General features: G+C 54.9%; 24 protein-coding genes. 15 read left to right on the top strand and 9 right to left on the bottom strand.

Annotation, left to right across the window (positions count from 1 at the left end; translation table 11 throughout):
* Positions 1 to 2: 2 nt before the first annotated feature.
* Both SYC_RS13510 and SYC_RS02690 read right to left on the bottom strand, forming a co-directional pair.
* Positions 3 to 248 (bottom strand): hypothetical protein, encoded by a 246-nt coding sequence (locus SYC_RS13510; RefSeq protein WP_011242835.1) that lies wholly within the window; start codon positions 246 to 248, stop codon positions 3 to 5.
* A 19-nt stretch (positions 249 to 267) separates the two neighbouring features.
* Positions 268 to 1,260 carry a DMT family transporter gene (locus SYC_RS02690; protein WP_011242834.1) on the bottom strand — a complete coding sequence of 331 codons (993 nt, stop codon included), beginning with the start codon at positions 1,258 to 1,260 and terminating at the stop codon, positions 268 to 270.
* A 69-nt stretch (positions 1,261 to 1,329) separates the two neighbouring features.
* Here SYC_RS02690 and SYC_RS02685 point away from each other — a divergent pair, with 69 nt between their 5' ends.
* A complete protein-coding gene (locus SYC_RS02685; RefSeq protein WP_011242833.1) occupies positions 1,330 to 1,737 on the top strand; it encodes a tetratricopeptide repeat protein in 408 nt (135 codons plus the stop codon).
* A gap of 396 nt (positions 1,738 to 2,133) precedes the next feature.
* Here the strand turns inward: SYC_RS02685 and SYC_RS02680 are convergent, their stop codons facing one another.
* Positions 2,134 to 3,888 carry an Rqc2 family fibronectin-binding protein gene (locus SYC_RS02680; RefSeq protein ID WP_011242832.1) on the bottom strand — a complete coding sequence of 585 codons (1,755 nt, stop codon included), beginning with the start codon at positions 3,886 to 3,888 and terminating at the stop codon, positions 2,134 to 2,136.
* Between the two features lie 125 nt (positions 3,889 to 4,013).
* Here SYC_RS02680 and SYC_RS02675 point away from each other — a divergent pair, with 125 nt between their 5' ends.
* Positions 4,014 to 4,277, top strand: a complete 264-nt coding sequence (locus SYC_RS02675) for a DUF370 domain-containing protein (protein WP_173282518.1) — start codon at positions 4,014 to 4,016, stop codon at positions 4,275 to 4,277.
* Between the two features lie 269 nt (positions 4,278 to 4,546).
* Here SYC_RS02675 and SYC_RS02670 read toward each other — a convergent pair whose 3' ends face one another.
* Positions 4,547 to 5,503, bottom strand: coding sequence for an alpha/beta fold hydrolase (locus SYC_RS02670; protein WP_011242830.1), 957 nt, complete (start codon positions 5,501 to 5,503; stop codon positions 4,547 to 4,549).
* 603 nt (positions 5,504 to 6,106) lie between these two features.
* Between SYC_RS02670 and SYC_RS02665 the strand changes: the two genes are divergently transcribed.
* The 5 genes from SYC_RS02665 (at position 6,107) to SYC_RS02640 (ending at position 11,978) form a co-directional block, all read left to right on the top strand.
* Positions 6,107 to 7,021 (top strand): branched-chain amino acid transaminase, encoded by a 915-nt coding sequence (locus tag SYC_RS02665; RefSeq protein WP_011242829.1) that lies wholly within the window; start codon positions 6,107 to 6,109, stop codon positions 7,019 to 7,021.
* A gap of 29 nt (positions 7,022 to 7,050) precedes the next feature.
* Positions 7,051 to 8,172: a histidinol-phosphate transaminase gene (locus SYC_RS02660; protein ID WP_011242828.1), complete on the top strand. Its 1,122-nt coding sequence runs from the start codon at positions 7,051 to 7,053 to the stop codon at positions 8,170 to 8,172.
* A 496-nt stretch (positions 8,173 to 8,668) separates the two neighbouring features.
* Positions 8,669 to 10,135, top strand: a complete 1,467-nt coding sequence (locus SYC_RS02650) for a circularly permuted type 2 ATP-grasp protein (RefSeq protein WP_011242827.1) — start codon at positions 8,669 to 8,671, stop codon at positions 10,133 to 10,135.
* A gap of 19 nt (positions 10,136 to 10,154) precedes the next feature.
* On the top strand, positions 10,155 to 11,111 hold the full coding sequence (locus SYC_RS02645) for an alpha-E domain-containing protein (RefSeq protein ID WP_011242826.1): 957 nt from the start codon (positions 10,155 to 10,157) through the stop codon (positions 11,109 to 11,111).
* A 3-nt stretch (positions 11,112 to 11,114) separates the two neighbouring features.
* A complete protein-coding gene (locus SYC_RS02640; protein WP_011242825.1) occupies positions 11,115 to 11,978 on the top strand; it encodes a transglutaminase family protein in 864 nt (287 codons plus the stop codon).
* Here the strand turns inward: SYC_RS02640 and SYC_RS02635 are convergent.
* Positions 11,929 to 12,723: a proteasome-type protease gene (locus SYC_RS02635; protein WP_011242824.1), complete on the bottom strand. Its 795-nt coding sequence runs from the start codon at positions 12,721 to 12,723 to the stop codon at positions 11,929 to 11,931. The two genes, SYC_RS02640 and SYC_RS02635, sit on opposite strands and share 50 nt — an antisense overlap.
* 193 nt (positions 12,724 to 12,916) lie before the next feature.
* Between SYC_RS02635 and SYC_RS02630 the strand changes: the two genes are divergently transcribed.
* The 3 genes from SYC_RS02630 to psbP are packed head-to-tail and all read left to right on the top strand — an operon-like array spanning position 12,917 to position 16,014.
* The gene (locus SYC_RS02630; RefSeq protein ID WP_011242823.1) at positions 12,917 to 13,420 is read left to right on the top strand and encodes a hypothetical protein; all 504 of its coding nucleotides are present in this window, start codon (positions 12,917 to 12,919) and stop codon (positions 13,418 to 13,420) included.
* A gap of 53 nt (positions 13,421 to 13,473) precedes the next feature.
* Positions 13,474 to 15,417, top strand: a complete 1,944-nt coding sequence (gene speA / locus SYC_RS02625; RefSeq protein WP_041676926.1) for a biosynthetic arginine decarboxylase — start codon at positions 13,474 to 13,476, stop codon at positions 15,415 to 15,417.
* A gap of 36 nt (positions 15,418 to 15,453) precedes the next feature.
* Positions 15,454 to 16,014 carry a photosystem II reaction center PsbP gene (gene psbP, locus SYC_RS02620; protein WP_231621319.1) on the top strand — a complete coding sequence of 187 codons (561 nt, stop codon included), beginning with the start codon at positions 15,454 to 15,456 and terminating at the stop codon, positions 16,012 to 16,014.
* A gap of 25 nt (positions 16,015 to 16,039) precedes the next feature.
* Here psbP and SYC_RS02615 read toward each other — a convergent pair whose 3' ends face one another.
* Entirely contained in the window at positions 16,040 to 16,516 is a 477-nt protein-coding gene (locus tag SYC_RS02615; protein WP_011242820.1) for a DUF1348 family protein, read from the bottom strand.
* A gap of 368 nt (positions 16,517 to 16,884) precedes the next feature.
* Between SYC_RS02615 and SYC_RS02610 the strand changes: the two genes are divergently transcribed.
* The 3 genes from SYC_RS02610 to SYC_RS02605 all read left to right on the top strand — a co-directional run bounded on the left by SYC_RS02610 (position 16,885) and on the right by SYC_RS02605 (position 18,143).
* Entirely contained in the window at positions 16,885 to 17,442 is a 558-nt protein-coding gene (locus tag SYC_RS02610; protein ID WP_011242819.1) for a GIY-YIG nuclease family protein, read from the top strand.
* Between the two features lie 117 nt (positions 17,443 to 17,559).
* On the top strand, positions 17,560 to 17,706 hold the full coding sequence (locus SYC_RS13735) for a hypothetical protein (protein ID WP_155813863.1): 147 nt from the start codon (positions 17,560 to 17,562) through the stop codon (positions 17,704 to 17,706).
* Between the two features lie 101 nt (positions 17,707 to 17,807).
* Complete coding sequence (locus SYC_RS02605; RefSeq protein WP_011242818.1) at positions 17,808 to 18,143, top strand: hypothetical protein; 336 nt, start codon at positions 17,808 to 17,810, stop codon at positions 18,141 to 18,143.
* Here the strand turns inward: SYC_RS02605 and SYC_RS02600 are convergent.
* The 3 genes from SYC_RS02600 to SYC_RS02590 form a co-directional block, all read right to left on the bottom strand.
* Positions 18,132 to 18,785: a diacylglycerol/polyprenol kinase family protein gene (locus SYC_RS02600; RefSeq protein ID WP_011242817.1), complete on the bottom strand. Its 654-nt coding sequence runs from the start codon at positions 18,783 to 18,785 to the stop codon at positions 18,132 to 18,134. The genes SYC_RS02605 and SYC_RS02600 overlap by 12 nt on opposite strands.
* A 117-nt stretch (positions 18,786 to 18,902) precedes the next feature.
* Positions 18,903 to 19,625, bottom strand: coding sequence for an FAD-dependent thymidylate synthase (thyX, locus tag SYC_RS02595; protein ID WP_011242816.1), 723 nt, complete (start codon positions 19,623 to 19,625; stop codon positions 18,903 to 18,905).
* A gap of 80 nt (positions 19,626 to 19,705) precedes the next feature.
* Complete coding sequence (locus tag SYC_RS02590) at positions 19,706 to 21,277, bottom strand: SpoIID/LytB domain-containing protein (protein WP_011242815.1); 1,572 nt, start codon at positions 21,275 to 21,277, stop codon at positions 19,706 to 19,708.
* A 146-nt stretch (positions 21,278 to 21,423) separates the two neighbouring features.
* Between SYC_RS02590 and SYC_RS02585 the strand changes: the two genes are divergently transcribed.
* Together SYC_RS02585 and SYC_RS02580 are read left to right on the top strand one after the other, a co-directional pair.
* Positions 21,424 to 21,852 (top strand): hypothetical protein, encoded by a 429-nt coding sequence (locus SYC_RS02585; RefSeq protein ID WP_011377843.1) that lies wholly within the window; start codon positions 21,424 to 21,426, stop codon positions 21,850 to 21,852.
* A gap of 628 nt (positions 21,853 to 22,480) precedes the next feature.
* Positions 22,481 to 23,002, top strand: coding sequence for a phycocyanin subunit beta (locus SYC_RS02580; RefSeq protein ID WP_011242813.1), 522 nt, complete (start codon positions 22,481 to 22,483; stop codon positions 23,000 to 23,002).
* Positions 23,003 to 23,051: the final 49 nt, after the last annotated feature.

Raw genomic sequence — 23,051 nt, 5'->3', positions numbered from 1 at the left:
GGTCAAGACTCCTCAGTTGACGGAGCAGGGCGATCGCTACTCCAGCTCCACCAACTGCAACCACAGCTGCAGTGATAAAACTCTTGCCATTTGCGACGGCCGTCGGAGCCATAGACGGGCGATCGGCGATTGATCCAGGCGCTCTCTGCGGCCCGTGCCGAAGCGTCACAGACCGGACAGCTAAAAGTCAGGGAGTGACGGGCTGATTTAGCCCAGGGCGGTGGCTCGGCGCTAAACGCATCAATCACGGCAGCGTTTTTCCTGATCTTAGCGATCGTGCCCAAGGGCTGGCGGGCCCGGTGATCGATCGCCTCCCACTGGTTCTGTCGTTGAGATTGGTACCGGTTGCAATCGCTGCAACGTACCCAGACCGACCCCTGCCAAGACCAGCAAGCCCCCGAGTAGCGTCAAACCCGAGAGCGGTTCCTGCAGCAACAGCGCTCCGATCGCACTACCAAACACGGGCACAAGGTTGATAAACAGACCGGCCCGCGCTGCCCCCAAGCGCTCGATGCCATTGGCATACAAACAAAAGGCTAGGGCAGTCCCACCCAGACCGAGAAACGCGATCGCTGATCCAGTCGAGAACGAGACGTTGACTGGCAGCTGTGCCCCTTGCCCAAGCCAGAGTCCGATCAGCAAAACACTGCCCCAGCAGCAAGCACCAGTCGTGACGGTCAGAGGACTGAGCGATCGCAGGGCCTGTCGAGCTAGCAGGCTGTAGACCGTCCAGCAGAGGACACAGCCAACTAAGGCCAGATCACCCCAGCCCGGTAGCGTCAGTGCTCCAGCCTGACGGCTACCCAAAAGCAGGATTGCGCCGATCAACGACAGACCTACCCCAGCCCACTGCCACGATCGCAGGCGATCGCCAGTCCAGATCGCCGCTCCCAGTGCGATCGCGGTTGGATTGAGGGCAATGATCAGTGCCGCGCGACTGGCGGGAATGAGGCTGAGGCCAATGAAAAACAGCCAGTTGTAGAGGGCAATGCCGCTCACGCCCAAGCCGAATAGCAATAGCTGCTGACGGCGATTCAGTGGGGGCCAGCCCTCTCGCTGCCAAAGAATCAGCAGCAGCACGGTGGTTGCCAACAGATAGCGACCGCAAGCGACAGCCAAGGGCGACAGTTGCTGCACCGCAATTCGACCAGCCGTAAAGGTGCCACCCCACAGGGCTGTGGCGATCGCTAGTTGCAGCGAAACAGGAAATTTCAAGGGCAAACCCGCACAGCGGAGGCGATCGCTCTGATCATCACCCATCTCGTTGTTGATAAGCTGTGGGCGACGCCGGCTGAGCTCCGGGCACCTAGCAACCCCACCAAGACACGGATGGAAGACCCTAGCTTGGCAGCGCTGCTGTCGGATCTCAAAGACACTGAACCTCAAGTGCGCGATCGCGCCACTCAGCAACTTTGGCAGCGCTGGTATCGCCAGAAAGGAACCTATGGTCTGAATGGGCTACAGCGGGCGGAAGTGCTGATGACTGCTGGTGAAATGGCAGAGGCGGAGCAACTCTTAAGTGACTTGATTAACCAACTGCCAGACTTTGCTGAAGCGTGGAACCGTCGTGCGGTTCTGCACTACTTGCAAGGGCGCTATTCCGAGTCCTTGGAAGATTGCGATCGCGTCATCGACCTCAACCCCATTCACTTTGGGGCTTTGCACGGCAAGGGATTGAGCTTGGCAGCCCCTCGGTCAGTATCGAGAGGCGATCACTGCTTTTCGCGCCGCCCTTGAGATCCAGCCCTACGCTCTGATCAACCAACGCTTGATTCTGGAATGCACAGCCCGGCTATCCTAGGCTGCATTGATCATGCCGACCTGCAATTGTCTGTTACTCCAGAGAGTAACCATTCTTTCTAGAAGGGAAATATTGAGTGTCAATCCAGTAACGATATAGCCTGAGTTGGGCCAGCACGATTGCTATTCGATTGATGCTCGCAATAGTGATGAACAAAAAGGCCAGCGCTGGCGCTGACCTTACTGATTGAATGAAGTTGATACAGGTGGGTGGCCGTGCTGTGGTCCCAATCCTCAGACAGCCCCTGCAAAGCTTGGGAGTACCCTTATGACTCAAGTGTAACAAGAGTGTAATCGTGGCTACGTTTTCAGCTCATAGGGATTTAGGGATAATTACCTAGCGGTTGATAACGCTACGTTATCAGTGAGTTGCGATCGCCGCTGTTGGGGCTGAGCCCAAATCACTCGCTCCTGCCGGTAGAGCACCATACCCGGATGGGCACCCTTTGGCTTCCAGACATTGCGCGGTTCCGTCCAAACGACGGGCACTTGATCGGCTTGAGCTGCGCGACTGTGGAGTGCTGCCAGATCAGCGCTGAACTGAAGGTCAACTGGATCGGGGCGATCGCCTGCGGGTAAGCGCAGCAGGACGTGACTGCCGGGAATTTCTTGGGCGTGAAACCAGAGATCGTAATCCGTGGCGCTTTGGAAGGTGAGGATTTCGTTCTGGCGATTGTTGCGCCCCACCCAAACTTCATAGCCGCTGGGGCTTTGGTAGCGCAGAAAATCAGGTTGCGATCGCGTTGGTCTGGGGCGATCGGTCTTGTAAGGCCAGTAGCCTTGTTGTGCCAGCTCCTCACGAATATCCTGCAGTGCCAACCAATCGGCACGGGTCTGGGCCGTTTGTAGCGGAGCTAAAGCCGTCGCGATGCTGTCGAGATAGCGTAGTTCAGCTTCTACTTCTGCCAGCAACGGTAAAACCGCCTGCCGCGATCGCTTGGCTTTTTGGTGCCGGCGATAGAAACGCTGGGCATTTTGCACCGCATTCAAGGCCGGATCGAGCTGAAGCTGCTGCGGCTTGCCCGTCTCAAAATCTGGCAAGGTTAGAGACTCCATGCCAGGCTGCCACTGATCAAGGGAAGCCATCAGCAAATCGCCCTGCTGCCGCCAGCGATCGGCATCTTCCGCCGCTAGTAATCGACCTTGAAAATCCTGTTGTTTTTGCTGCAGTTTCTGCTGCTGTTGTTGCAATCGTTGCGACAGTTGCTGACGGAGTTGCTGAAATTGTTGCGAGAGCAGCTGGCGATCGTAGTAGGTGGCAATCACCGCGTTGACGCTATTGGCAGAGTCTGGCCCTGTGGGCAAGAGGCGATAGCCCGACTCTTGCAACTGGGGCTGAAAAGCAGTCTCAGCCTGTAAGCCTCGCAACCAATCCTGCCAAGCCCCGTACAACTGCTGCCACGCAGCCGGGGCGATCGCTGCTGTATTCTGCTGCGGATCCAAATCCGCTTGACGACAAAGCTGCTGCACCAAGCGACTACTGAGGCCGCGATAGCACTGAATCAACTGGCGATCGAGGCGTCCTGGCACGAGTTGTAGGCGTTCGCACCAGCGATCGAAGGGTTCATCCAAATCGGGAATTGGCGTCGTCAGCGCTGGTGGCCACTCGTAAGGTTCACCCGTGCGTACCGTGCGCAAGCGCGACTGGCGATCGCTGACCTGATGCGCCACCGTCACAATCTCACTGTCGCCATTGACGAGGACGAGGTTGCTGTACTTGCCCATCACCTCTAGTAACAGCCGAAAGCGCGGCGGATCTCCTGGGCGATCGCCAAAGGAGAGCGTCACAATGCGCTCCCAGGGCTGTGGAATGTGCAGATCGATCAGGGCAAATCCCTTCAACACCGCTTGCAGCTGTTGACTGAGAGTAAAGGTGTCAGGATCGCGGGGTGGCGGCGTATCTAAATGCAGTCGCGCAGCTTCTGGATGCCACGACAGCAACAGCCAGGGGCGATCGCTCATGGTCCGCAGACCGAGAGACAGACTGAAGCGATCGCGTTGATAGACCTGTTCGAGCCGAGCCGGCACAACCGCTGTTTGGAGTTCCCGGCAGACCGCGACCAACGTGGTGTAATCGACAGGTTGCATGGGACTTCGGCAGGCAGACTGATGCCAGCCTATCAGGCCAGCGGGAGCCTCAGCTTTGGGCTGACCTAGGGCCCATGGAACAGACAGCTCCTAGGATGGGGCCACTGCCCCCGACCACTTCAACAATGGCTCAAGCCTTACTCAACGCCGGTTTCGGTAACTTTGTCGCCGCCGATCGCCTGATTGCAATCGTCAGTCCTGACTCCGCTCCGATCCGGCGCACAGTGAGTGAAGCCCGCGAACGTGGGCAACTCGTCGATGTCACCTGCGGTCGGCGCACAAAGGCAGTTCTGATCGCCGATTCAGGCCATGTGATTCTCTCCGCCCTGCAGCCAGAAACGATCGCGGGCCGCATCCTCAACAGTCGCGGCGACCTCAGCGGCGCTTGAGCAGACTGCCTCCTCATCCACCAGAAGCCAGAGAAACTTATTTCATTGATTGGAACAGTTAGGACGCTACTACCCGATTCACAGAGCCTCTCACCAGCGATCAACATCGGTTAGTCTTACCCGCCACGATCGCTTCCCTACCGATCAGTCCTACCCGAAATCTTGTTGCGGGGGGCTGGGGGAGTCGAGTCCCCCAGTGCGTGGGTGTGAGGGTGCGCAAACACCCCCACGGACAGAAAGCTCGGATCTCTCAACCAGCAGAGCCTGTCTTAAGCCGCGATCGCTTGGCGATCCAGCCAATTCAAAATCAGCGGATTGACCAACTCCGGTCGCTCATCGTGGGGGCAATGCCCCGTCGCCGGCAACGTTAGGTACTCAATCACCGCCTCGCTGTCCGCCGTCTGGAAAATTTTGCTCGCAGAGACGGGCGTCCAAGGATCTGCCTCACCCCAAATCACCAACAACGGCCGCTGTAGTTGTGGCAACAGCTCTTGAGGCGAGGGGCCAGCGGGCGATCGCAAAATTGCGGCAAAGACTTCGTAAGCTCCGGGATCGCAGGAGGGGCCGTAGAGCAAGTCAACCAGCTCCTCGGTCACTGCGTTGCGATTGCCGTAAACCTGCCGCAGCGTCTGCCGGATGCGAAAGCGCTGGCGGACTTGATTGAACAAAAATGGGCCAATCTTGGGCGTATTGACGACTTTGGCAAAACTGCTCATCACCCAACCCAAGGGCCAGATCATTTCCTCGGGGCGATGGTTGAGACCACCAGCACAGTTGAGCAAGACGCCGCCCCGCCAGCGATCGGGCTGATCCACCAACAACATCAGGCTCAGCAGGGCGCCAATCGAATTGCCGACCACCCAAGCCGGCTGCTGGATGTGCGTCGTCCAAAAGTCGTTGACCAATTCTGCCCAGAGGTCGAGGCTGTAGTCGCGATCAGGTTTATCGGACGCGCCAAAACCGAGTAGATCCAAGGCGTAGACTCGGTAGCCCCCCGCAGCGATCGCAGGAATATTTTTGCGCCAGTGGCCGAGATTGGCTCCAAAACCATGGAGCAGGATCAGCGGTTGACCTTCGCCCGCCACCGTCCAGCGAATCTTGTGCCCTTGCCATTGCCAATCCTGGGCGATCGCGGCAGCCATGGCGACAGTCATGCAGTCTTGGTCTCGAAAGGTGCTTTCGCATTCTGACGCACTCTCCCTGCCCTGCGATCGCAATGCCTCCATACGCCCCAGGGACAGGACTTTCGAGGTTTGGCGCCACCCTTCTGTCCAGACAACCGATCCACCAGGGTCGGTTTCCCCAACTCCCAACTGAGACAAGGACTGCTAAATTGTTAACAAGCGTTAAGAATTCTTTCGAGGTCTTTACATTATGTTGAGTAACCTACAACTTTGGTGGTTCCTGCTGACCGATCGCGATGTCAACCGCGACCCTCAGCTCACCTCTGTGATCCGCGATCGCCTGTTTGAAGGCATGGAAGCGGCGGTCTAGTCGCCGTCGGTTGTGTTTGATGTCGTTAACTCCCCTGCCCCCGACTGTCTCGCTGAAAGCTGGCGAATTGTTGGGGGCTTTCGCGATCGCTCCTCTTTAAAGTCTGGGGAAGGCGCTCTGCAGCCCGGCACCTCGCTCAGTTGAGCGGTTTCTCCGAGTCACCCATGCCAGCCCAGCACTTACCGCGATCGCTCTACCTCAGTCCTGTCTTTGAGGAACGGGTAGAAATTTCAGGATTTGTAGACTCAATAAAGATGGTGAGAAAATAACGCAGGCTCAGTCGCCGCACTGAGACGTTTCTCTATCCATTGCCACTGGGAGTCTCGATCGGGACCATGAACGACTTTCTGCCCTACGCTTTTTTTCGCGGACAGTTGGTTCCCTTCCCTGAGGCACAACTCTCAATTGCAACTCATGCCCTCCACTACGGCACCGGTGCCTTTGGCGGGCTGCGCGGGATCCCCGATCCTGAAAATCCCGATCGCGTCTTACTGTTTCGGCTCGATCGCCACTGCCAACGGCTGAGTCAAAGTGCTAAGTTTCTCCACTTTGAATTGAGTGCCGAGGAGATCTTCAAGGCAATCGAAGCCTTCGTTCAGAAAAACCAGCCTAGCCAATCTTTCTACATCCGCCCCTTCGTCTACACCTCGGATTTGGGGATTGCGCCGCGCCTGCACAACATCGAAAAAGACTTCTTCATCTACGGTCTGCAGCTGGGCGACTATCTCTCACCCGAAGGGGTCAGTTGCCGAATTAGCTCTTGGTATCGCCAAGAAGATCGCAGCCTACCGCTGCGCGGCAAAATCAGCGGTGCCTACATCGCCTCATCGCTCGCCAAAACTGAAGCGGTCGCCTCTGGGTTTGATGAAGCCATCCTAATGAATAGTCAGGGCAAGGTCTGCGAAGCCACGGGCATGAACTTATTCATGGTTCGCAATGGCCGTCTGATCACCCCTGGCTACGACCAAGACATCCTAGAAGGCATCACCCGCGACAGCGTGATTCGGGTGGCACAAGACCTGGGGATCCCCGTCGATCAACGCCCGATTGATAAGTCGGAATTGTTCATTGCCGACGAAGTATTCCTGAGTGGTACTGCCGCCAAGGTGACGCCGGTCAAACAAGTTGAGAACTACTTGACACCGTGCGATCGCCCGATCACCGATCAAATTCGCCAACAACTGACCTTGATCACCGAAGGGCGCTTGGCCGCCTACCAAGACTGGGTCTTTCCGATCGCTCTTCGTTAATTTCTGCTCCTCCTCACCCCTGCCGCGCCATGCTGCCGTTTTTGCGTTCTGAGCTTGCTCGTTGCCAGCCCCACCACCCCAATCCGGGCGGGACTGGTATGGCGATGGACATTCTCGACACTAATGAGTGTCCCTATGATCTACCGACCGATCTCAAGCAAACGCTGGCAGATCGCTATGTGGAGGCGATCGCGTCCAACCGCTATCCCGATGGCAGCCACACGGATCTCAAGGCGGCGATCGTCGACTACTTGAGTGAGCAAACCGCTGGGCAATGGCAACCGGGGCCAGAGCACGTCACTGTGGGCAACGGCTCCGATGAGCTGATTCGCTCGATCTTGATTGCCACGTGCCTGGGTGGACAAGGCTCGGTCTTGGTGGCGGAGCCAACCTTCTCGATGTACGGGATTGTGGCAGAGACTTTGGGGATTCCTGTAGTGCGGATCGGCCGCGATCCCCAAACTTGGGAGATGGATCTGGCGGCGGCCGAAACTGCGATTACCCAAACGGAGGGCACGCCAGTTCGCCTCTGTTTCGTTGTCCATCCCAACTCACCCACCGCAAACCCGCTGACGGAAGCGGAAAAAGACTGGCTGCGCCAAGTCCCGCCCCAGATTTTAGTGGTAATTGATGAGGCCTATTTTGAATTCAGCGGCGAAACCCTGCTGGCTGAGTTACCCCAACACCCCAACTGGCTGATTACCCGTACCTTTTCTAAAGCGTTGCGACTGGCCGCCCATCGTGTTGGCTACGGCATTGGGGATCCCCAACTGATTGCTGCCCTCGAAGCAATTCGGTTACCCTACAATCTGCCAAGCGTGGCTCAATTGGCAGCAACTCTTGCCCTCGAGGCGCGATCGCAACTACTCTCAGCCATCCCTAGATTGATCACTGAACGCGATCGCCTCTATCGAAAACTGCAAGTCGTTTCCCAGCTTCAAGTCTGGCCTAGCGCTAGCAATTTCCTATTTTTAAAAACGCAGTCTTCCTCACAAACTGCAGCGTTAGCCGCACAACTCAAAGCTCAGGGAACGTTGGTGCGCCACACCGCTGACGGACTGCGAATTACGATTGGTAGCCCAGCAGAAAATGAGCGGACTTTAGCTCATCTGCAAACAGCAATCACTCAATCATTACCAGCGACGGTCTAGGGCAGTTAGGGGACAGCGGGAGGCTGGTCAAGAGCCCAGTTTTCCCAAAAGAAACTAGCGCTACTGTTATGGGCGGGTTGCAGGGGATCTACCTTGAGAATGCTAGAGATTAACAGTAGTAAGAGTCCTTGCAGAATCAAGCAAGAACCGACTGACTTGCCAAGCTGTAAAAAGCGGAAGTTCATCATAGGTCGGAGACTGAACTCGATTTCATTAGACCGCAAAATTATCGGAACCTCTGTGATGCACCACACAGGGATCCAAATTTTAGACAGGGATCTCGCAACTGTGTCAATTTTGGCGATTGCGGCTGCTTGAATCTGTCGTAGGTGTGTCCAAAGCTCCAACCAAAGGGCTAGCAGAGATACTGCTACGACCTTCTAGCGATCGCACCTTAACCAAATCCAAAAGTTTATCTTGCCGTATCCCGAACTACAGAAGTGGACTCTGAGCGATTTCTATAGTCCTTTCATGACATTTATGGGGTAAGACGGGCGTGCTCTTTCAAAGCTACGATCCGGGGGACTTCTACGACGAGCTATTTTTGGCCCCAGGGCAACCTCGTCCTGAAGCAGAGCTCCTAGTGCGCAAGGTTGATACGTTGCCCGTTGAAGAAATTCAGCGCCGGCAGCAATTAGCCCAAAACTTCCTGATGAAAATGGGGGCGACCTTTAATGTCTATGGAGCGGAAGGCGGGATCGAGCGGATTATCCCCTTCGATATTATCCCCCGTTTAATGAGTGCCACAGAATGGTGGCCTTTAGAGCGAGGGTTAAAGCAACGAATTACAGCACTCAACTGCTTCTTACAGGATATCTACAATGACCAAAAAATCCTGAAGGATCGGGTCATTCCTGAGGAATTAATTCTCTCAGCTAATGGGTTTCTTAAGCCTTGTATTGGCCTGAAGCCACCCCATGGCATCTGGTGCCATATCGCCGGCATTGATATGGTCCGCGATCGCAGTGGTGCTTGGTATGTTCTCGAAGATAATGTTCGCTGCCCGTCCGGAGTTTCCTACTTCTTAGAAAACCGCCAAGTGATGAAGCGTACCTTCCCAGAGGTCTTTAGTCGCGGCGGCGTTTTGCCGGTCGATGAATATCCGGGGCATCTGCTAGATACCTTACTGCACCTTGCGCCTGATCAGGTTGATAACCCAACCGTTGTCGTTCTCAGCCCAGGTATTTACAATTCGGCCTATTTTGAACATGCCTATTTGGCTCAAAAGATGGGTGCCGAGTTAGTTGAAGGTCGAGATCTGGTGATCGCGGATGGTTACTTACAAATGCGAACTACCTGTGGTCTGAAACGTGTGGACGTCATCTATCGGCGCATTGATGATGACTTTATTGATCCCCTTGCCTTCAAGCCAGATTCGCTCTTGGGGATTCCTGGTTTGCTGGAGGTCTATCGTCAGGGACGGGTTGCGATCGCCAATGCCCTAGGCACCGGCGTAGCAGATGATAAGGTGATCTACACCTACGTGCCGGCGATGATTCGCTACTACTTGGGTGAAGATCCAATTTTGAATAATGTGCCGACCTTCCTCTGCTGGGAAGAAGACCAGCGAGCCTATGTCCTTGATCACTTAGATGAGTTAGTGGTTAAGGCAGCGGGTGAATCAGGAGGTTATGGTATGCTGATTGGCCCCCAAGCCAGTGAAGAAGAACGGCAAAAATTTGCCCGCTTAATTCAAGAAAATCCTCGCAATTACATTGCTCAAAAAACTCTCAGTCTGTCGCGATCGCCGACGTTAATTGATGGTGAACTTGTTGGTTGCCACGTCGACTTGCGGCCCTATATTCTCTGTGGAGAAACCATTCACATCACACCGGGTGGCTTCACGCGCGTCGCAATGCGTAAGGGTTCACTTGTCGTCAACTCATCGCAGGGTGGCGGCAGTAAAGACACCTGGGTTCTGACTGAGTCATCAGATTTTAATTCTAGTCAGTCGCAAGCTTAATAAGCAGGAGGATATTTGTATGCTCAGTCGTGTTGCTGACTCTATCTATTGGCTCAATCGCTATATCGAACGGGCTGAGAATATTGCACGTTTTGTCGATGTCAACTTTAGCCTCAACCTCGATATCGGTTCGAGCACCTCGCAACAGTGGGAACCCCTGATTGTCACCACTGGCGATCATGAACTCTTCCGCGATCGCTATGGTGAGGCAACAGAGGAAAATGTGCTCAAATTTTTGACCTTCGATCGCGATTACCCCAACTCAATTTTCAGCTGCTTGGCTGCAGCACGAGAAAATGCGCGTTCAATTCGCGAGATCATCTCCTCTGAAATGTGGGAGCAAGTTAACTCCTTCTACTGGATGATCAAAGACACTTCTAGTCATGCGGGTGAGGTCGATCTACCTCGTTTTTTTCAAGAGGTAAAATTATCGAGCCACCTATTTGCTGGCGTGATGGATGCTACCCTTTCCCACAATGAAGGCTGGCACTTTGGACATCTCGGACGAATGCTGGAACGAGCGGATAAAACAGCTCGTATTTTAGATGTGAAATACTTCATCTTGCTGCCCTCACCTCAGGATGTAGGGACGTTGCTCGATGAGTTGCAATGGATTGCGCTGCTCCGATCGGCTAGCGCTTACGAAATGTTCCGAAAACAGGGCAGACGCCGGATTACGCCCTTGGGAGTGGCAGAATTCCTCATCCTCAATCCCATTTTTCCGCGATCGATTCGCCATTGCCTCGGCCGTGTCGAATCCTCTCTCCATACGATTTGTGGGACGCCCTCTGGAACTTGGTCGAACTTGGCGCAACGGGCGATCGGGCGGCTCAGCGCTGAATTAGGCTATTTAACAATGGCTGAAATTTTTGAGATTGGCTTACATGAATTTCTCGATGATCTCGAACAAAAAATGAACCACGTTGATCAGCAAATTTTTGAGACCTTCTTCACGCTCGATGCGATTGTGGCGTAACCTATGCCCCACTTTCGCATTCAGCATCAGATTGAGTATTACTACGATGCTCCGGTCGACCTTCATCCTCACTGGATCCGGCTGCAACCGCGTGGCAATCACTTCCAGCAATTGCGATCGTTTCAGTTGCAAATTCAGCCCCAGCCCGATCGCTTGTTCGAAGTTCAAGAGCTCGACGGCAATCTCTGTCAGCGCGCTTGGTTCAATGACCCCTGCGATCATGTCAAGCTGCAAGCGATCGCTGAAGTCGTGACCTGTCTCGAAAATCCGTTTGAGTTCCTGCTAGAGCCTTGGGCCGTTCGCCTACCCCTGCGCTCTGAGGCGCAATCCCAGAGCGATCGCCTGCTGCCCTATCGCCAGAGCTACCTACCAGGCGGGTTTGATCCAGCCTGTTTGCGCTTGGCTCAGCAGCTCTTGGAGCAGGCTAAAAACGACACGATCTCGTTTTTGCTGCTGCTCAATCAATACCTCTACGAGCGAATCCGCTACGTTCAGCGCCCCTTCGGCGATCCCCGTTGGCCCGGTCAAACTCTAGCCCTGGGTCAAGGCTCCTGCCGAGATACTACGGCGGTCTTTCTAGAGGTCTGTCGGGCTGTGGGACTGGCAGGCCGATTTGTCAGTGGCTACCACTGGGGTGGCCCCGAAGCAGAGCAGTTCGACCTCCACGCTTGGGCCGAAATCTATTTGCCAGGAGCAGGCTGGCGAGGTTTTGATCCAACCATCGGCCTCGCCACGGCCGAAACCCACATTGCTGTGGCCAGTGCTCCCCTACCAGCTCAGACAGCACCCACTGAGGGCACTTACTACGCCCCTGGAATTAGTTCAACTCTGAACTATCAAGTGGCACTGACTCGCTTACTGGACTGAGCGATCGCATTAACTGTCGACTCCAGTCGATATCTGGTAGCCGCATGAAGGCATCCTTGAGGGAAATTTCCCAGCGACGGCGCATTTCCACCAAATATTCATGGCCGGCGGGGAACTGAACTAGCATCGGAGCCACCAAGCTATCGCGTTCGTAGCGAGCCAGGTTGAGGGGTGGCCCGACGGAAAGATTCGATCGCATCGTGGAATCTAAGGACATCAGCGCACATTTGGCGGCCATGTCGAGGGAGGTATCAAAACTGATCGTGCGATCGAGAATGGGCTTGCCGTACTTGGTTTCCCCGATCTGGAGATAGGGCGTTTCGGGGGTGGCGTGGATGCAGTTACCTTGGCCGTAGACCAAGTAAAGCTCGATCGGGCCGCCGCGAATCTGTCCGCCCAGCAAGAAGTTGCAATAGAAGTCGATGCCATCTTGCTTCAGCCAATCGCGGTCGCTCTCTTGCAGTTGCCGCACTTTTTGGCCGAGGTAGCGAGCCAAGTCGTACATCGTTGGCAGACTGTGCAGATTGATGTCGAAATGACCGGCGAGATCCCGCCGGAGTTGACTCAGCACCGCTTGGGTAATCGAGAGGTTACCCGAGCAGCAGATGACAATGGTGCGGTCACCCGGCAGCGAAAAGTCAAACAGTTTCTGATAAGTCGAGATGTAGTCGATGCCCGCATTGGTGCGAGAGTCAGCCGCCATGATCAGGCCAGCTTGGGTGACGATGCCGAGGCAGTAGGTCATGCAAAGGGGGGAAACGGACGGGGAAGCACTCAACTTCAGCTTGCAACAGATTAAGTGAAGTCAGTGATCGCCACGAACTTGAATAAGACTTGCAACAACCCTAGCGCTGCCAGCGCAAACAGTAGCTACAGCTACGAATTGAAAGCTGGTGCCAGCCTAGCTTGGATGGTTAAGCACTTTCAGGGTTAACGCGATGCCCATCCTGACTGCCCCAACCCGCTGGTTACCGAGTGAGCTGGAATACGAGCGCTTTCGCCAAACCCTGCCCTATCCCGAGTGTGATGAGCAATTTCGCTTCTACCGTCGAGTCTGGAGCGTTGCCAAGGCAAAATCTCTAATTGCCCAAGGCCAAGTGGCTTGCCTACGTAATCACATCCATGTGCCGGCCATGGCGCGTTTTGAGGGCATTGATTATCCTCATCCTGAGCAGCCCAGTCCTTTTCGCGACAAAAACCGGCTGGAAAAGGGACGGTCGATCAATGATTTACGGATCGATCGCGCCCTGAAAGGACTCGAAGACTTTGACCTCAGTCGGCCCTTGATTGTGGCGCAAGCACGGCAAGAACATCCAGCGACCGTACTGCCTGTCTTAATTGATGGAGGGCATCGTCTGCGCTATGCCTTCCTCTCCAGTGTTTCCCATCTGTCGGCCTACTTGCTCACCCCTGAACAAACCCAGTGGATTGAGCTGCCCTAGCCGTGCCAGACTGAGCCGCAGGCTAGACTAGCAGGGCATTGGTGGAGAAACTCATGGCGGCTGAACAAACGGCGATCGCACCCTTGGCGGTAGCTGTTGAGTCGCAGCAGTGGCGCATTGAAGACAGCGAAGCGCTCTATCGGATTCAGGGCTGGGGTGAGCCTTACTTTGGTATCAATGCTGCCGGTCACATTACCGTTTCACCCCAAGGCGATCGCGGCGGCTCCCTCGACCTTTATGAACTCGTAGAAGCGCTGCGGCGGCGGGGCCTGAATCTGCCCTTGCTGATCCGCTTTCCCGATATTTTGGAAGACCGGATCGAGCGGTTGAATGCTTGCTTTGCCAAAGCGATCGCTCGTTATAACTATGCCGGTGAGTATCGGGGCGTTTTCCCCGTCAAGTGCAACCAGCAGCGCCATTTGATCGAAAGTTTGGTCAACTATGGGCGTCCTTTTCAATTTGGGCTAGAAGCGGGTTCAAAGCCGGAACTATTAATTGCCCTGGCGCACTTGGATACGCCGGGGGCGTTGCTGATCTGCAACGGCTATAAAGATCGGGACTATATCGAAACGGCGATTCTGGGACGGCGCTTGGGCAAAACGCCCATCCTTGTGATTGAGCAACTGGAAGAAGTGGACGTTGCGATCGCCGCCAGCCAGCGCTTGGGGATCGAACCCATTTTAGGTGTGCGTGCCAAGCTCAACGCCAGAGGAATGGGGCGCTGGGGCAGTTCGGCAGGCGATCGCGCCAAGTTTGGTCTGACCATGCCCGAGATTGTGGCGGCAGTCGAGGAACTTCAGGCAGCGAACCTGCTGCACTGTCTGCAACTGCTGCACTTCCATATCGGCTCGCAAATTTCTGATATCAGCGTGCTCAAGGATGCGATCCAAGAAGCAGCGCAGATCTATGTGCAACTGGCCGCCTTGGGCGCAGACATGCGTTATCTCGATGTTGGTGGTGGTTTGGGGGTCGATTACGACGGTTCGAAGACCAACTTCCACGCCTCGAAAAACTACAACATGCAGACCTACGCCAACGATGTGGTTGCCACGATTAAGGATGCTTGTCAGGCACACCGGCTGGCTGTCCCGACCTTAACGAGTGAGAGTGGGCGCGCGATCGCCTCTCACCAATCGGTGTTGGTATTTGATGTGTTGGGCAGTAGCGAGGTGCCTCGGGCTGCCGTGGAACCACCTCAGGAAGAGGATTCTGCGATCGTCCGCACCCTTTACGAAGTCTTGGAAGCGATCGCCCTTGAGAATCTGCAGGAGTGCTATCACGATGCCTTCAAACTCAAGGAAGATGCGGTTTCTGCCTTCCGCTTGGGCTATTTGAGTTTGACAGAGCGCGCCAAAGCAGAGCGACTCTTTTGGAGCTGCTGCCATCGGATTCAGGAGTTCTTGAAGCAACTCGACCGCATTCCTGAAGATCTCGAAGATCTAGAACGGGTGATGGCGTCGATTTATTACGTCAACCTCTCCGTCTTCCAATCAGCTCCCAATACTTGGGCGATCGATCAGCTCTTCCCAATCATGCCGATTCATCGTCTGAATGAAGAGCCTAATCAGCGGGTAACGCTTGCAGATCTGACCTGTGATAGCGATGGCAAAATTGATCGCTTTATTGACTTGCTAGATGTCAAATCTACGTTAGAACTTCATTCGCTCCAGCCCGACCAACCCTACGTTTTAGGGATGTTTTTAGGCGGTGCCTACCAAGAGATTATGGGTAATCTTCATAACCTGTTTGGGGATACCAATGCCGTCCATATCAAACTGACGCCTAAGGGCTACAGCATTGAGCATGTGGTTAAAGGTGACACGATGGGCGAAGTCTTGGGCTATGTCCAATACGATACGGAACAGCTTCTAGAACGTCTACGCCAGCAAACTGAAGCTGCTTTGCAACAGGATCAAATCAGTTTAGATGAAGCCCAGCGGCTGCTTCGCCATTATGAAGAGGGTCTACAGCGGTATACCTATCTCAGCTTGGATTAGGGATAATTGATGCTGGCGTTCGCTCGTATCATCTCGATGCTTTTGAATCGACTAGGGCTGAGTTTTGCGATCGCTAGTTTCCTTGTGCTAACTGCTTGTCAGACGATCAGCCTGCCTATTTACCAAGGGGCTAACTGGCAGTTCTCTTACCCACCCGCTTGGATTGCCGTCGAGAATCCCGGCCTTGCCACGATCGCCTTTCGCGATCCCCTCAGCCCCGATCGCAATCTGAGTTTGTTGATCAGTCCAGTGCCTGATACCAGTCAGCTGTCCGATCTGGGCGATCCCACAACTGTTGGCTACGAGCTCCAAACCCAATGGCTGAACCGTCCCGATCGGGGTCGACAGGTTGAGTTACTAGCCGCCGAACAGCAAGAAACCGCCTTAGGGCCAGAATATTTGCTGGAATATGCTGTGCAATTGGAGCAGCAATCCCGTCATGATCTAGCGGCGATTGCCCTTGCTCGAGGACAACTCTACACGTTTGTGATTTCCCTGCCAGCCGCTGAATTTGAGCGGCAGCCCCAACACTATCGACAGATTTTACGATCGTTCCAAGTGCTATCTTTGAGCACCAATTCCAGTGGCGAGGGCTAGTGCTCTAGCCCTGCTGTTTCACAGGCTAGAGGCCAAGATCACTCAAGCCCGGATGATCAAGCGGTCGGGGGCCTAAAGGCCAATGATATTTGCGATCGCTTTCTGAAATTACCAAGTCATTAATACTAGCGATGCGTCGCTTCATCAGGCCCAGTTCATCAAATTCCCAATTTTCATTGCCATAAGCTCGATACCACTGACCAGAATCATCGTGATATTCGTAGGCGAAACGAACAGCAATTCGATTGTCATGCCAAGCCCAAACTTCTTTAATTAGGCGATAGTCTAGCTCTCTGTTCCACTTGCGAATTAAGAAGGCTTTGATATCTTCGCGCCCCTGCAAAAATTCAGCTCGATTGCGCCAAACACTGTTGGGGCTATAGGCCAAGGAAACTCGCTCTGGATCGCGATGGTTCCAAGCATCTTCCGCCATACGAACTTTCTGGGCAGCTGTCTCCGCAGTAAACGGCGGCAGCGGTGGACGGGGGGCATCAGTGCTCATATCAGCAGAATCAACAGGGAGATGACTGTTGTGGCCTCATTTCGGCTAAGCCACAGCTTTGGCATCCTAGAAGAGGCCAGATCGGCAAAGTGTAAGCAAGGCTACGAATGAGTGGCGGTCACTCCCCATGCACACACAACCAACAGGCGTTGTCGTTGGTGATTGCTGGGGCTCAATTCCTCTCAGAAAGTTCGGCTTAGCTTCCTACTCAATTCATGGTGAATCGAGGTCACACTCCAGCCTTTGCGATCGCCATGAACTGCTTGCAATTCAGGATGACTCTCGATCTAGGCGCGATCGCTCAACGTTGATGCCGAGAGGATTAAGGGCACGCTAGAACCACCGCTGCTTGCTCGATCACGCCAGTCATGACCCCAGCCCTAAACGAACTCCCACTCCAGCCATTCGTTGATGCGGAGGGGCAGCTCCCACTCGCTGAGCTGGAGGGCATTGGCATCTATGCGATCTACGACCGCGATCGCCAGCTGCAACTGATTCATTACTCCCGTAATGTCAGCCTTAGCTTGCAACAACACCTGCTGCGACAACCCGATCGCTGCTATTGGTTCCGAGCCCAGCGCTGCGATCGCCCCGATCGCCAGCAACTGGAAGCCCTGCAGCAAGCGTGGCTCGCGGAACAGCTTCAAGTTCCGCCCGGTAATGGAGACCAAGCGGCTGACTGGGAGCCACGCCTAGACGTCCGGCAATGGCTACCAGAATCGGAATTGACTGCGATCCTGACCGCTTCAGACTTTGAGCAACCGCAACTACTCAAAGCAGCGGCACGCCGCTGGGAAACTGAATTGTTGGCTCAACTGACTGCCCGAGGCGTGCGGCAGTCTCTACGCTTTGATCCCAAACAAAAAGAACTGGGCCGACTGACCTTAAAGAGCGATCGCCCCACCGTCAGCGTGATCACTCCCTAGCGCCGGCTAATCTGCCAGCCTGAGCCGCCCCGAGATTAGGTCAGATCTGATCGCTGACGATTCATGAATCTAGCAAGCCAGTAGGCTAGCACTAGATCTCATACGAGGACTTGACTGATGCAGCCCCCAGATCGACTGCGCGATCGCTGCTGGACGATGGTGCTGACCAGTCTCGCCCTTATTGCCATCAGTACTTGGAGTTGGCAGAAGCGCCCGCAGCCCGAAAACCGGATTAGCAGCCCAACCTTCGAACAGGCCAGATGACAGCAAGACGGCAACTGTTTTTACGAAATGTAATAATTTCTGGTCACAGAAAATTCTGCTGCCTACACTGACTGCCAATTCACGGTTACAGCGCAGTTGCTATGGGCTTTGTCTTTGAATTGTTAGGCGTTTCCCCCGTTCTCGACGTCTTCCAGCACCAAACTTTTCGGCAGCATCCCCAAGGGCTGGCCTATCTCAGTGCCCCAGAAGCGCGTTTGGATCCTTTTTTGGAGTCTGCGCGCCAAGTCTCACCCGATCGCGGTTGGAATGTCGATCAAGCGGTTGATAGTGTTGTTCGCTACTGGTTGCGCAACGCCGAAGCGGTCAATCACTGGCAGCAACGCTTGTTGGAATCGGGACGGGAATGTTTGCTGGTGGCACGGCTCGGAGATGAACAGGCCTACCGCAACGATCTCAACGCCTTGTTAGCTGAATAGGTGGCTAACGCCAGCGGCCACGATCGCGCAGCCCAGCGGCACGCTGAGGTTGTCGATGCCATACCAAGACCAGAGTTCCAACAAGGGTGCCGCGATCGCGACTGCCAAGCTAATCGCGATCGTGCCAGGGGTTTGGGTTAACCCCAGCAAAATCACCGCTACCAAAAAGCTGACGGCCATCATCGTCAGGCTGCCTTCCCAGCTTTTCTGGCCAATCCCTTGTAGGTGAAAGCGGTGGCGTCCCCACTGCTGCCCCACCAAAGCAGCAAGTCCATCACCGTAGGTCATCACCAAGATGCCGAGCGCTGCGTAGCGAGGTGCCCAATGCCAGAAGCCAGCGATCAATAGGCCGATGCTGACAGCATAAAAAAAGGTTCCGAGACTATGGCGGCCAACGTTTTGAAGCCCCGGCAAAATCGGTAGCCAGAAGGAGAGCAACGCCACACCCGAGAACAGCACCGCTGCTGCAATTCCGATCGCAGCCGGAATTTGAAACGCCCAAGCAATCAGAATGACGTTGCCGGTGCCGATGTGGACAATTTTGCGCACCCATTCATTGGGTATGTCGGGATGACGACTGGCCAGCCACGCCAGCAAGCCCACCAATCCTAACCACGCTACGACCGCTAGAATGCCGCTCACCCTTGCCTGCCCACACCTCGCGTTCTAGCCTATCGCTCTCGCCCTCTTCTGAAGGAACCGCGCCGACCTTGCATTGCTTGCCGGTAGTTTGCCGCAAAGGTGAGAGGGCCCGATCGCCTAAGGGGCAAGCCGAGCTTTCCCTAGTCGGGTGCTGGCGTACCACTGAGCGATCGCCGGTGCCCAGGTTTGGAAATGCGGCCAGAGCAAATCGCAGAGTTGCTGAATCTCAATCTGAGCATCCTTTTTGCTGCGCAAATCCAGGAAATGCATCAGCGATCGCAGCGTGAAGCTGACGACAAAATGTTGGCGATAGTCAAACGGCAAAATGCCCCGCGCATGTTCCTCGGCATAGCCAGCCTCCAACAATTCCTGGTAGCGCAGAGCTGCCTGACGACACAATTCCAAGTCTTTGGCGCGGTCAGTCTCGGTGTAGGTGTACTTCTTGCCCTGGCGATCGAGGTACTGGCCTACGGGGCGTAGGTAGAAGATGTCTTCGAGGTCAATTTTGCCCGCGGCCGCATCCGCTACTCGCTGCCCCGTATACCGCATCGACTGCACATCGAAACTGACGCCAATGCGATGTGTGCGCGCCTGCTGCATGACGCTGTGGGGGAAATAGCCCACGTTGAAAACGATCATCGCGTGTTCGAGGGGGCCATAGTGGCCACGCTCTCCGGCCAGCAGGCGTTTAACGATCACCTCTCCCGCTTGTGCTTCAGCGGGCCAGCGATCGCGTTCTTCCACCACAAAAGACTCGCTGTAATCCTGGTGCATGGCCGCATAAATCGTCTGCTGAGGATTAGGAGTGCAGCTGATAACCTCAACGCGGAAGCGATTCATGACGGCGATCGACAGTACAGGTTCTACTAGCTTATGCGCCTGCGACCCAGGCTCTACGCTGTCAAAGACTGATAGATCACTCAAGGCTTTCGGGCGTTGACTGACTGCAGCATGGTTGGATGGAGCGGCTCTAGTTGCGTTTGGGGATAGTAGAACTTAAGGATGCGATCGTAATTCCAGCCTTGGCGTGCCAAGCCCATCGCCCCGGTCTGACTGAGGCCAACCCCATGGCCAAAGCCGCCACCAACAAAACGGTAGGCCACAGGACGTCCCTGGCCATCCTGCTCTGGTTCGAGATAAAACAAGGTGCTGAATAGCCCCGCAAAGGCCCGCCGGACTTCATCGCGACCAATGACGATCGGCCCGCGATCGCTCTGAACGATTACTTCTAAGACCCGACCGCTTGGCGATCGCTGACTCACGGCTACTGATTGAATCTGCTGAAACTCTGCCCTTGGATCGCGGCGATCGCGGAGATAGGCTTTTAGTTCTGCCTGAATCTCGGCCAGACTGCGACGGCGCTGCCACCGAAAGCGCGGCTGACCAGTCTCATTAAAGCCCTCCCGTAGTTGCAGAAACGCCTTGAGATTCGCTTCTTGATTGAGTGGTTTCGTCTGTAGATTCCAGAGCGGTCGCAGAGCATCGAGGCGCGGCTGGAGATAGGACCGCTGCTGGCCCAGCCAAGCATCTTCAAACCCAGCCGTTATCCCGCCAGTTGTCGAAGAATAGACTGCATCAATGAGTTGGTTGTTGTAGCTCAGCACCAAGCCTCGCGTTTGACGAATTGCCTGCTCGACTGTCGGCAGCCGGCTTTCCCAGCCGCGATAGACCTGACATCGCACATCGGCACAGAGCTCATAGTTATCGACTTGGAAACGCCGTACATTGCGCAGAGCGTAGGTCCGCGCCAGAATCGCTTGGGCGGCGATCGCTTGGGCAGGAGCACCCGCACCAATTTCGTGGGGAACGACTCCACTCAGATAGTCTTCAACTGTGACGGTATTGACGAGGGTAAAGTCGCCGTGGGCATTGGGTTGCAGGGTGAGCTGACCCGGGTAGGGAATGCCAGCAACGGTGATCGGGCCATTGCTCTCAATCTCGAGGCGATCGCCCTGAAAGCGTTGATCCCCTAGCTGCCAAACCAACTGCGGTTGTGTCTTGCGTGTCTCGCTGCGTAGCAGAGCAGACGCGGCTCCTTCACTGCGCAACCGTTGCAGCAACCTCGGTAGGGCGGCATCAGGTAGGTCTGGGGTCGGTTTTAACCAGACTTCCCAGCCCTGCGGTTGGGCGATTTCGACGTCAAACCCCTTGGCCCGCCATTGCGCGGCGCTGGCCTCAGCACTCTCAAAGCTGCGGTGCTGACTAATGACTAATTGCGATCGCTGCTCGGGGGTCGGTAGGGGGACAGGGGCAATCGCCACCGTCAGCCGTTGGGCCCGAAACTGACGCGGTTGACCATTGACCGTGAATCGGAGCGTCAGCGATCGCTGGGCACCAGCCACAATTTGCAGGCGATCGCTCGGCTGCCGACCAAAGCGCTGGACAATTCCCACTCGTAATGTTGGGTTGAGAGGTGCTTGGGCTTGGGTCACCGGTGCCGACGGAAAAAGTCCCAGCCCGATCGCTAGGGGAAGAGCCCAAAGTTTCAGCATGGCTTTAGAGACAGCAGCAAATGCTCGAGCAGAGCTTTTTAAGTGTGACAGGCCGCTGGAGCGATCCGTTCCTTCGACCGCTAGACTGCCCTCAGGGCTAAAAATCCTTGTCTTAAGTCTCTGTCTTTGTTGTGCTCCAGGATGAGATGCTCACCCTAATCTCGACCGCTCTGACTTGGGGTCTGCGGCTGTTTGGTTGCTTTTGGCTCATGGGCGGGCTGCTGGCACTACAGCAAGCGCGGCAAGCCCATCTAATGGACAACTTGCTCGAAGCCCTCAGCCAAGAAAAGGAAGATCGCCTCACCAGTCGGTTTCTGCTCATTGGCTCCGTGCTGACCTTCATGAGTGGCGCTGGCTTGATCCTTAGCAGCCAGTGGGTCTTAATCCCGCTAGCCTTGCTCGTCCTGTCTCAGCTCATTTACTTTCGCCTCAAGGAACAGCGCTTTCAGCGGGCAACCAACGAGGAAGAGCGCCTCGATGCCACAGTTCAATCCTCGACTGAAAACGCCTTTATCGTCTCCTTGGTCGTTGCGATCGCTGCTTTTTTGTGCTGGCGCTTGGGCGGACTGCGTTAAGGCTACAGCCTGGGTTCCTCATGACTCTCAGTCTCAGCTGCATGCTGGTTGCTTGCCCTGCTGCCGGTCCCATGAGCCAGCGATCGCTCAGTTCAAGAATGTAAATGAATATTACAAACCTTCAGCTCGTAACGATTTCAGATCCAAAAGATGTAGCTGTTGGGTCAGCCATAAGTTTTTCTTCAACTTCTCAAGCGATCGTCGACCATCAACTTAAAGCATCTTTACAAAGCTAGAGATTGACCCTAGTCGTGGACGACTTACAGATTCAGGATTGATACGGCCAATCCCGATCGCGATCGCTCTAAATCCCCGTCAGTCAGAGCTTCACAATTTTTAGCGAATCTTGTGGCCGCGATCGTTGTATAAGAATGCCAAGGCAACTGGATAAGGTTCACTAATCGTTGCTAAGCGACAGTGAACTGCGCCAATTGCCTGACAGGCCCCTCTCGTTTAACAAACGATTTAATGTAAATCATTGTTAAGAGTCTCTCACAATCGAGAGTTTTCTTGAAGAATGATGGGGACGGTTCAGGTGCAGGGTTTCCCTGCTAGAGAATGCGAAAAAACCGCGTTCTCGTTTTAGGAATCGAGAGTCAATAAAAGTCGAGAACAGGAGACTGGTTGAATGACTTTTGATGCTTTCACCAAGGTGGTGGCACAAGCCGATGCCCGTGGCGAATTTTTGAGCGACGCCCAACTGGACGCGCTGAGCCGCTTGGTTGCAGAAGGCAACAAACGGATTGATACGGTCAACCGCATCACCGGTAATGCTTCGTCGATCGTCGCTAACGCAGCGCGTGCATTGTTTGCAGAGCAACCTTCTCTGATTGCTCCTGGCGGCAACGTATACACGAACCGTCGGATGGCGGCTTGTCTGCGCGACATGGAAATCATTCTCCGCTACGTGACCTACGCGGTCTTCACCGGCGATGCTTCCATTCTCGACGACCGCTGTTTGAACGGTCTGCGTGAGACCTACTTGGCTCTGGGCGTGCCCGGTGCATCGGTGGCAGAAGGCGTTCGCAAGATGAAAGACGCAGCTGTGGCGATTGTGAGCGACCGCAACGGCATCACCCAAGGTGACTGTTCAGCGATCATTTCCGAGCTGGGCAGCTACTTCGACAAAGCTGCTGCTGCAGTTGCCTAGTCATCGACTGGGATTGAGATAACAGACCTTTTTTCAGAGAAATAGGGAA

This window comes from Synechococcus elongatus PCC 6301 (assembly GCF_000010065.1).
Lineage (GTDB): Bacteria > Cyanobacteriota > Cyanobacteriia > Synechococcales > Synechococcaceae > Synechococcus > Synechococcus elongatus.
The sequence above is the reverse complement of the archived record's forward strand: the minus strand, read 5'-3'. Positions and strand labels throughout refer to the sequence as shown.

Bases quoted from the DNA above. Each gene is read 5' to 3' on its own strand.
- SYC_RS02630 (WP_011242823.1), top strand. From the start codon at position 12,917: ATGCCCATCCTGACTGCCCCAACCCGCTGGTTACCGAGTGAGCTGGAA.
- SYC_RS02640 (WP_011242825.1), top strand. From the start codon at position 11,115: ATGCCCCACTTTCGCATTCAGCATCAGATTGAGTATTACTACGATGCT.
- SYC_RS02590 (WP_011242815.1), bottom strand. From the start codon at position 21,277: ATGCTGAAACTTTGGGCTCTTCCCCTAGCGATCGGGCTGGGACTTTTT.
- SYC_RS02605 (WP_011242818.1), top strand. From the start codon at position 17,808: ATGGGCTTTGTCTTTGAATTGTTAGGCGTTTCCCCCGTTCTCGACGTC.
- SYC_RS13735 (WP_155813863.1), top strand. From the start codon at position 17,560: ATGCAGCCCCCAGATCGACTGCGCGATCGCTGCTGGACGATGGTGCTG.
- SYC_RS02670 (WP_011242830.1), bottom strand. From the start codon at position 5,503: ATGGAGGCATTGCGATCGCAGGGCAGGGAGAGTGCGTCAGAATGCGAA.
- SYC_RS02610 (WP_011242819.1), top strand. From the start codon at position 16,885: ATGACCCCAGCCCTAAACGAACTCCCACTCCAGCCATTCGTTGATGCG.
- SYC_RS02585 (WP_011377843.1), top strand. From the start codon at position 21,424: ATGCTCACCCTAATCTCGACCGCTCTGACTTGGGGTCTGCGGCTGTTT.
- SYC_RS02635 (WP_011242824.1), bottom strand. From the start codon at position 12,723: ATGACCTACTGCCTCGGCATCGTCACCCAAGCTGGCCTGATCATGGCG.
- SYC_RS02615 (WP_011242820.1), bottom strand. From the start codon at position 16,516: ATGAGCACTGATGCCCCCCGTCCACCGCTGCCGCCGTTTACTGCGGAG.
- SYC_RS02660 (WP_011242828.1), top strand. From the start codon at position 7,051: ATGCTGCCGTTTTTGCGTTCTGAGCTTGCTCGTTGCCAGCCCCACCAC.
- SYC_RS02580 (WP_011242813.1), top strand. From the start codon at position 22,481: ATGACTTTTGATGCTTTCACCAAGGTGGTGGCACAAGCCGATGCCCGT.
- SYC_RS02645 (WP_011242826.1), top strand. From the start codon at position 10,155: ATGCTCAGTCGTGTTGCTGACTCTATCTATTGGCTCAATCGCTATATC.
- SYC_RS02665 (WP_011242829.1), top strand. From the start codon at position 6,107: ATGAACGACTTTCTGCCCTACGCTTTTTTTCGCGGACAGTTGGTTCCC.
- speA (WP_041676926.1), top strand. From the start codon at position 13,474: ATGGCGGCTGAACAAACGGCGATCGCACCCTTGGCGGTAGCTGTTGAG.
- psbP (WP_231621319.1), top strand. From the start codon at position 15,454: ATGCTTTTGAATCGACTAGGGCTGAGTTTTGCGATCGCTAGTTTCCTT.
- thyX (WP_011242816.1), bottom strand. From the start codon at position 19,625: ATGAATCGCTTCCGCGTTGAGGTTATCAGCTGCACTCCTAATCCTCAG.
- SYC_RS02675 (WP_173282518.1), top strand. From the start codon at position 4,014: ATGGCTCAAGCCTTACTCAACGCCGGTTTCGGTAACTTTGTCGCCGCC.
- SYC_RS02690 (WP_011242834.1), bottom strand. From the start codon at position 1,260: ATGGGTGATGATCAGAGCGATCGCCTCCGCTGTGCGGGTTTGCCCTTG.
- SYC_RS02685 (WP_011242833.1), top strand. From the start codon at position 1,330: ATGGAAGACCCTAGCTTGGCAGCGCTGCTGTCGGATCTCAAAGACACT.
- SYC_RS02680 (WP_011242832.1), bottom strand. From the start codon at position 3,888: ATGCAACCTGTCGATTACACCACGTTGGTCGCGGTCTGCCGGGAACTC.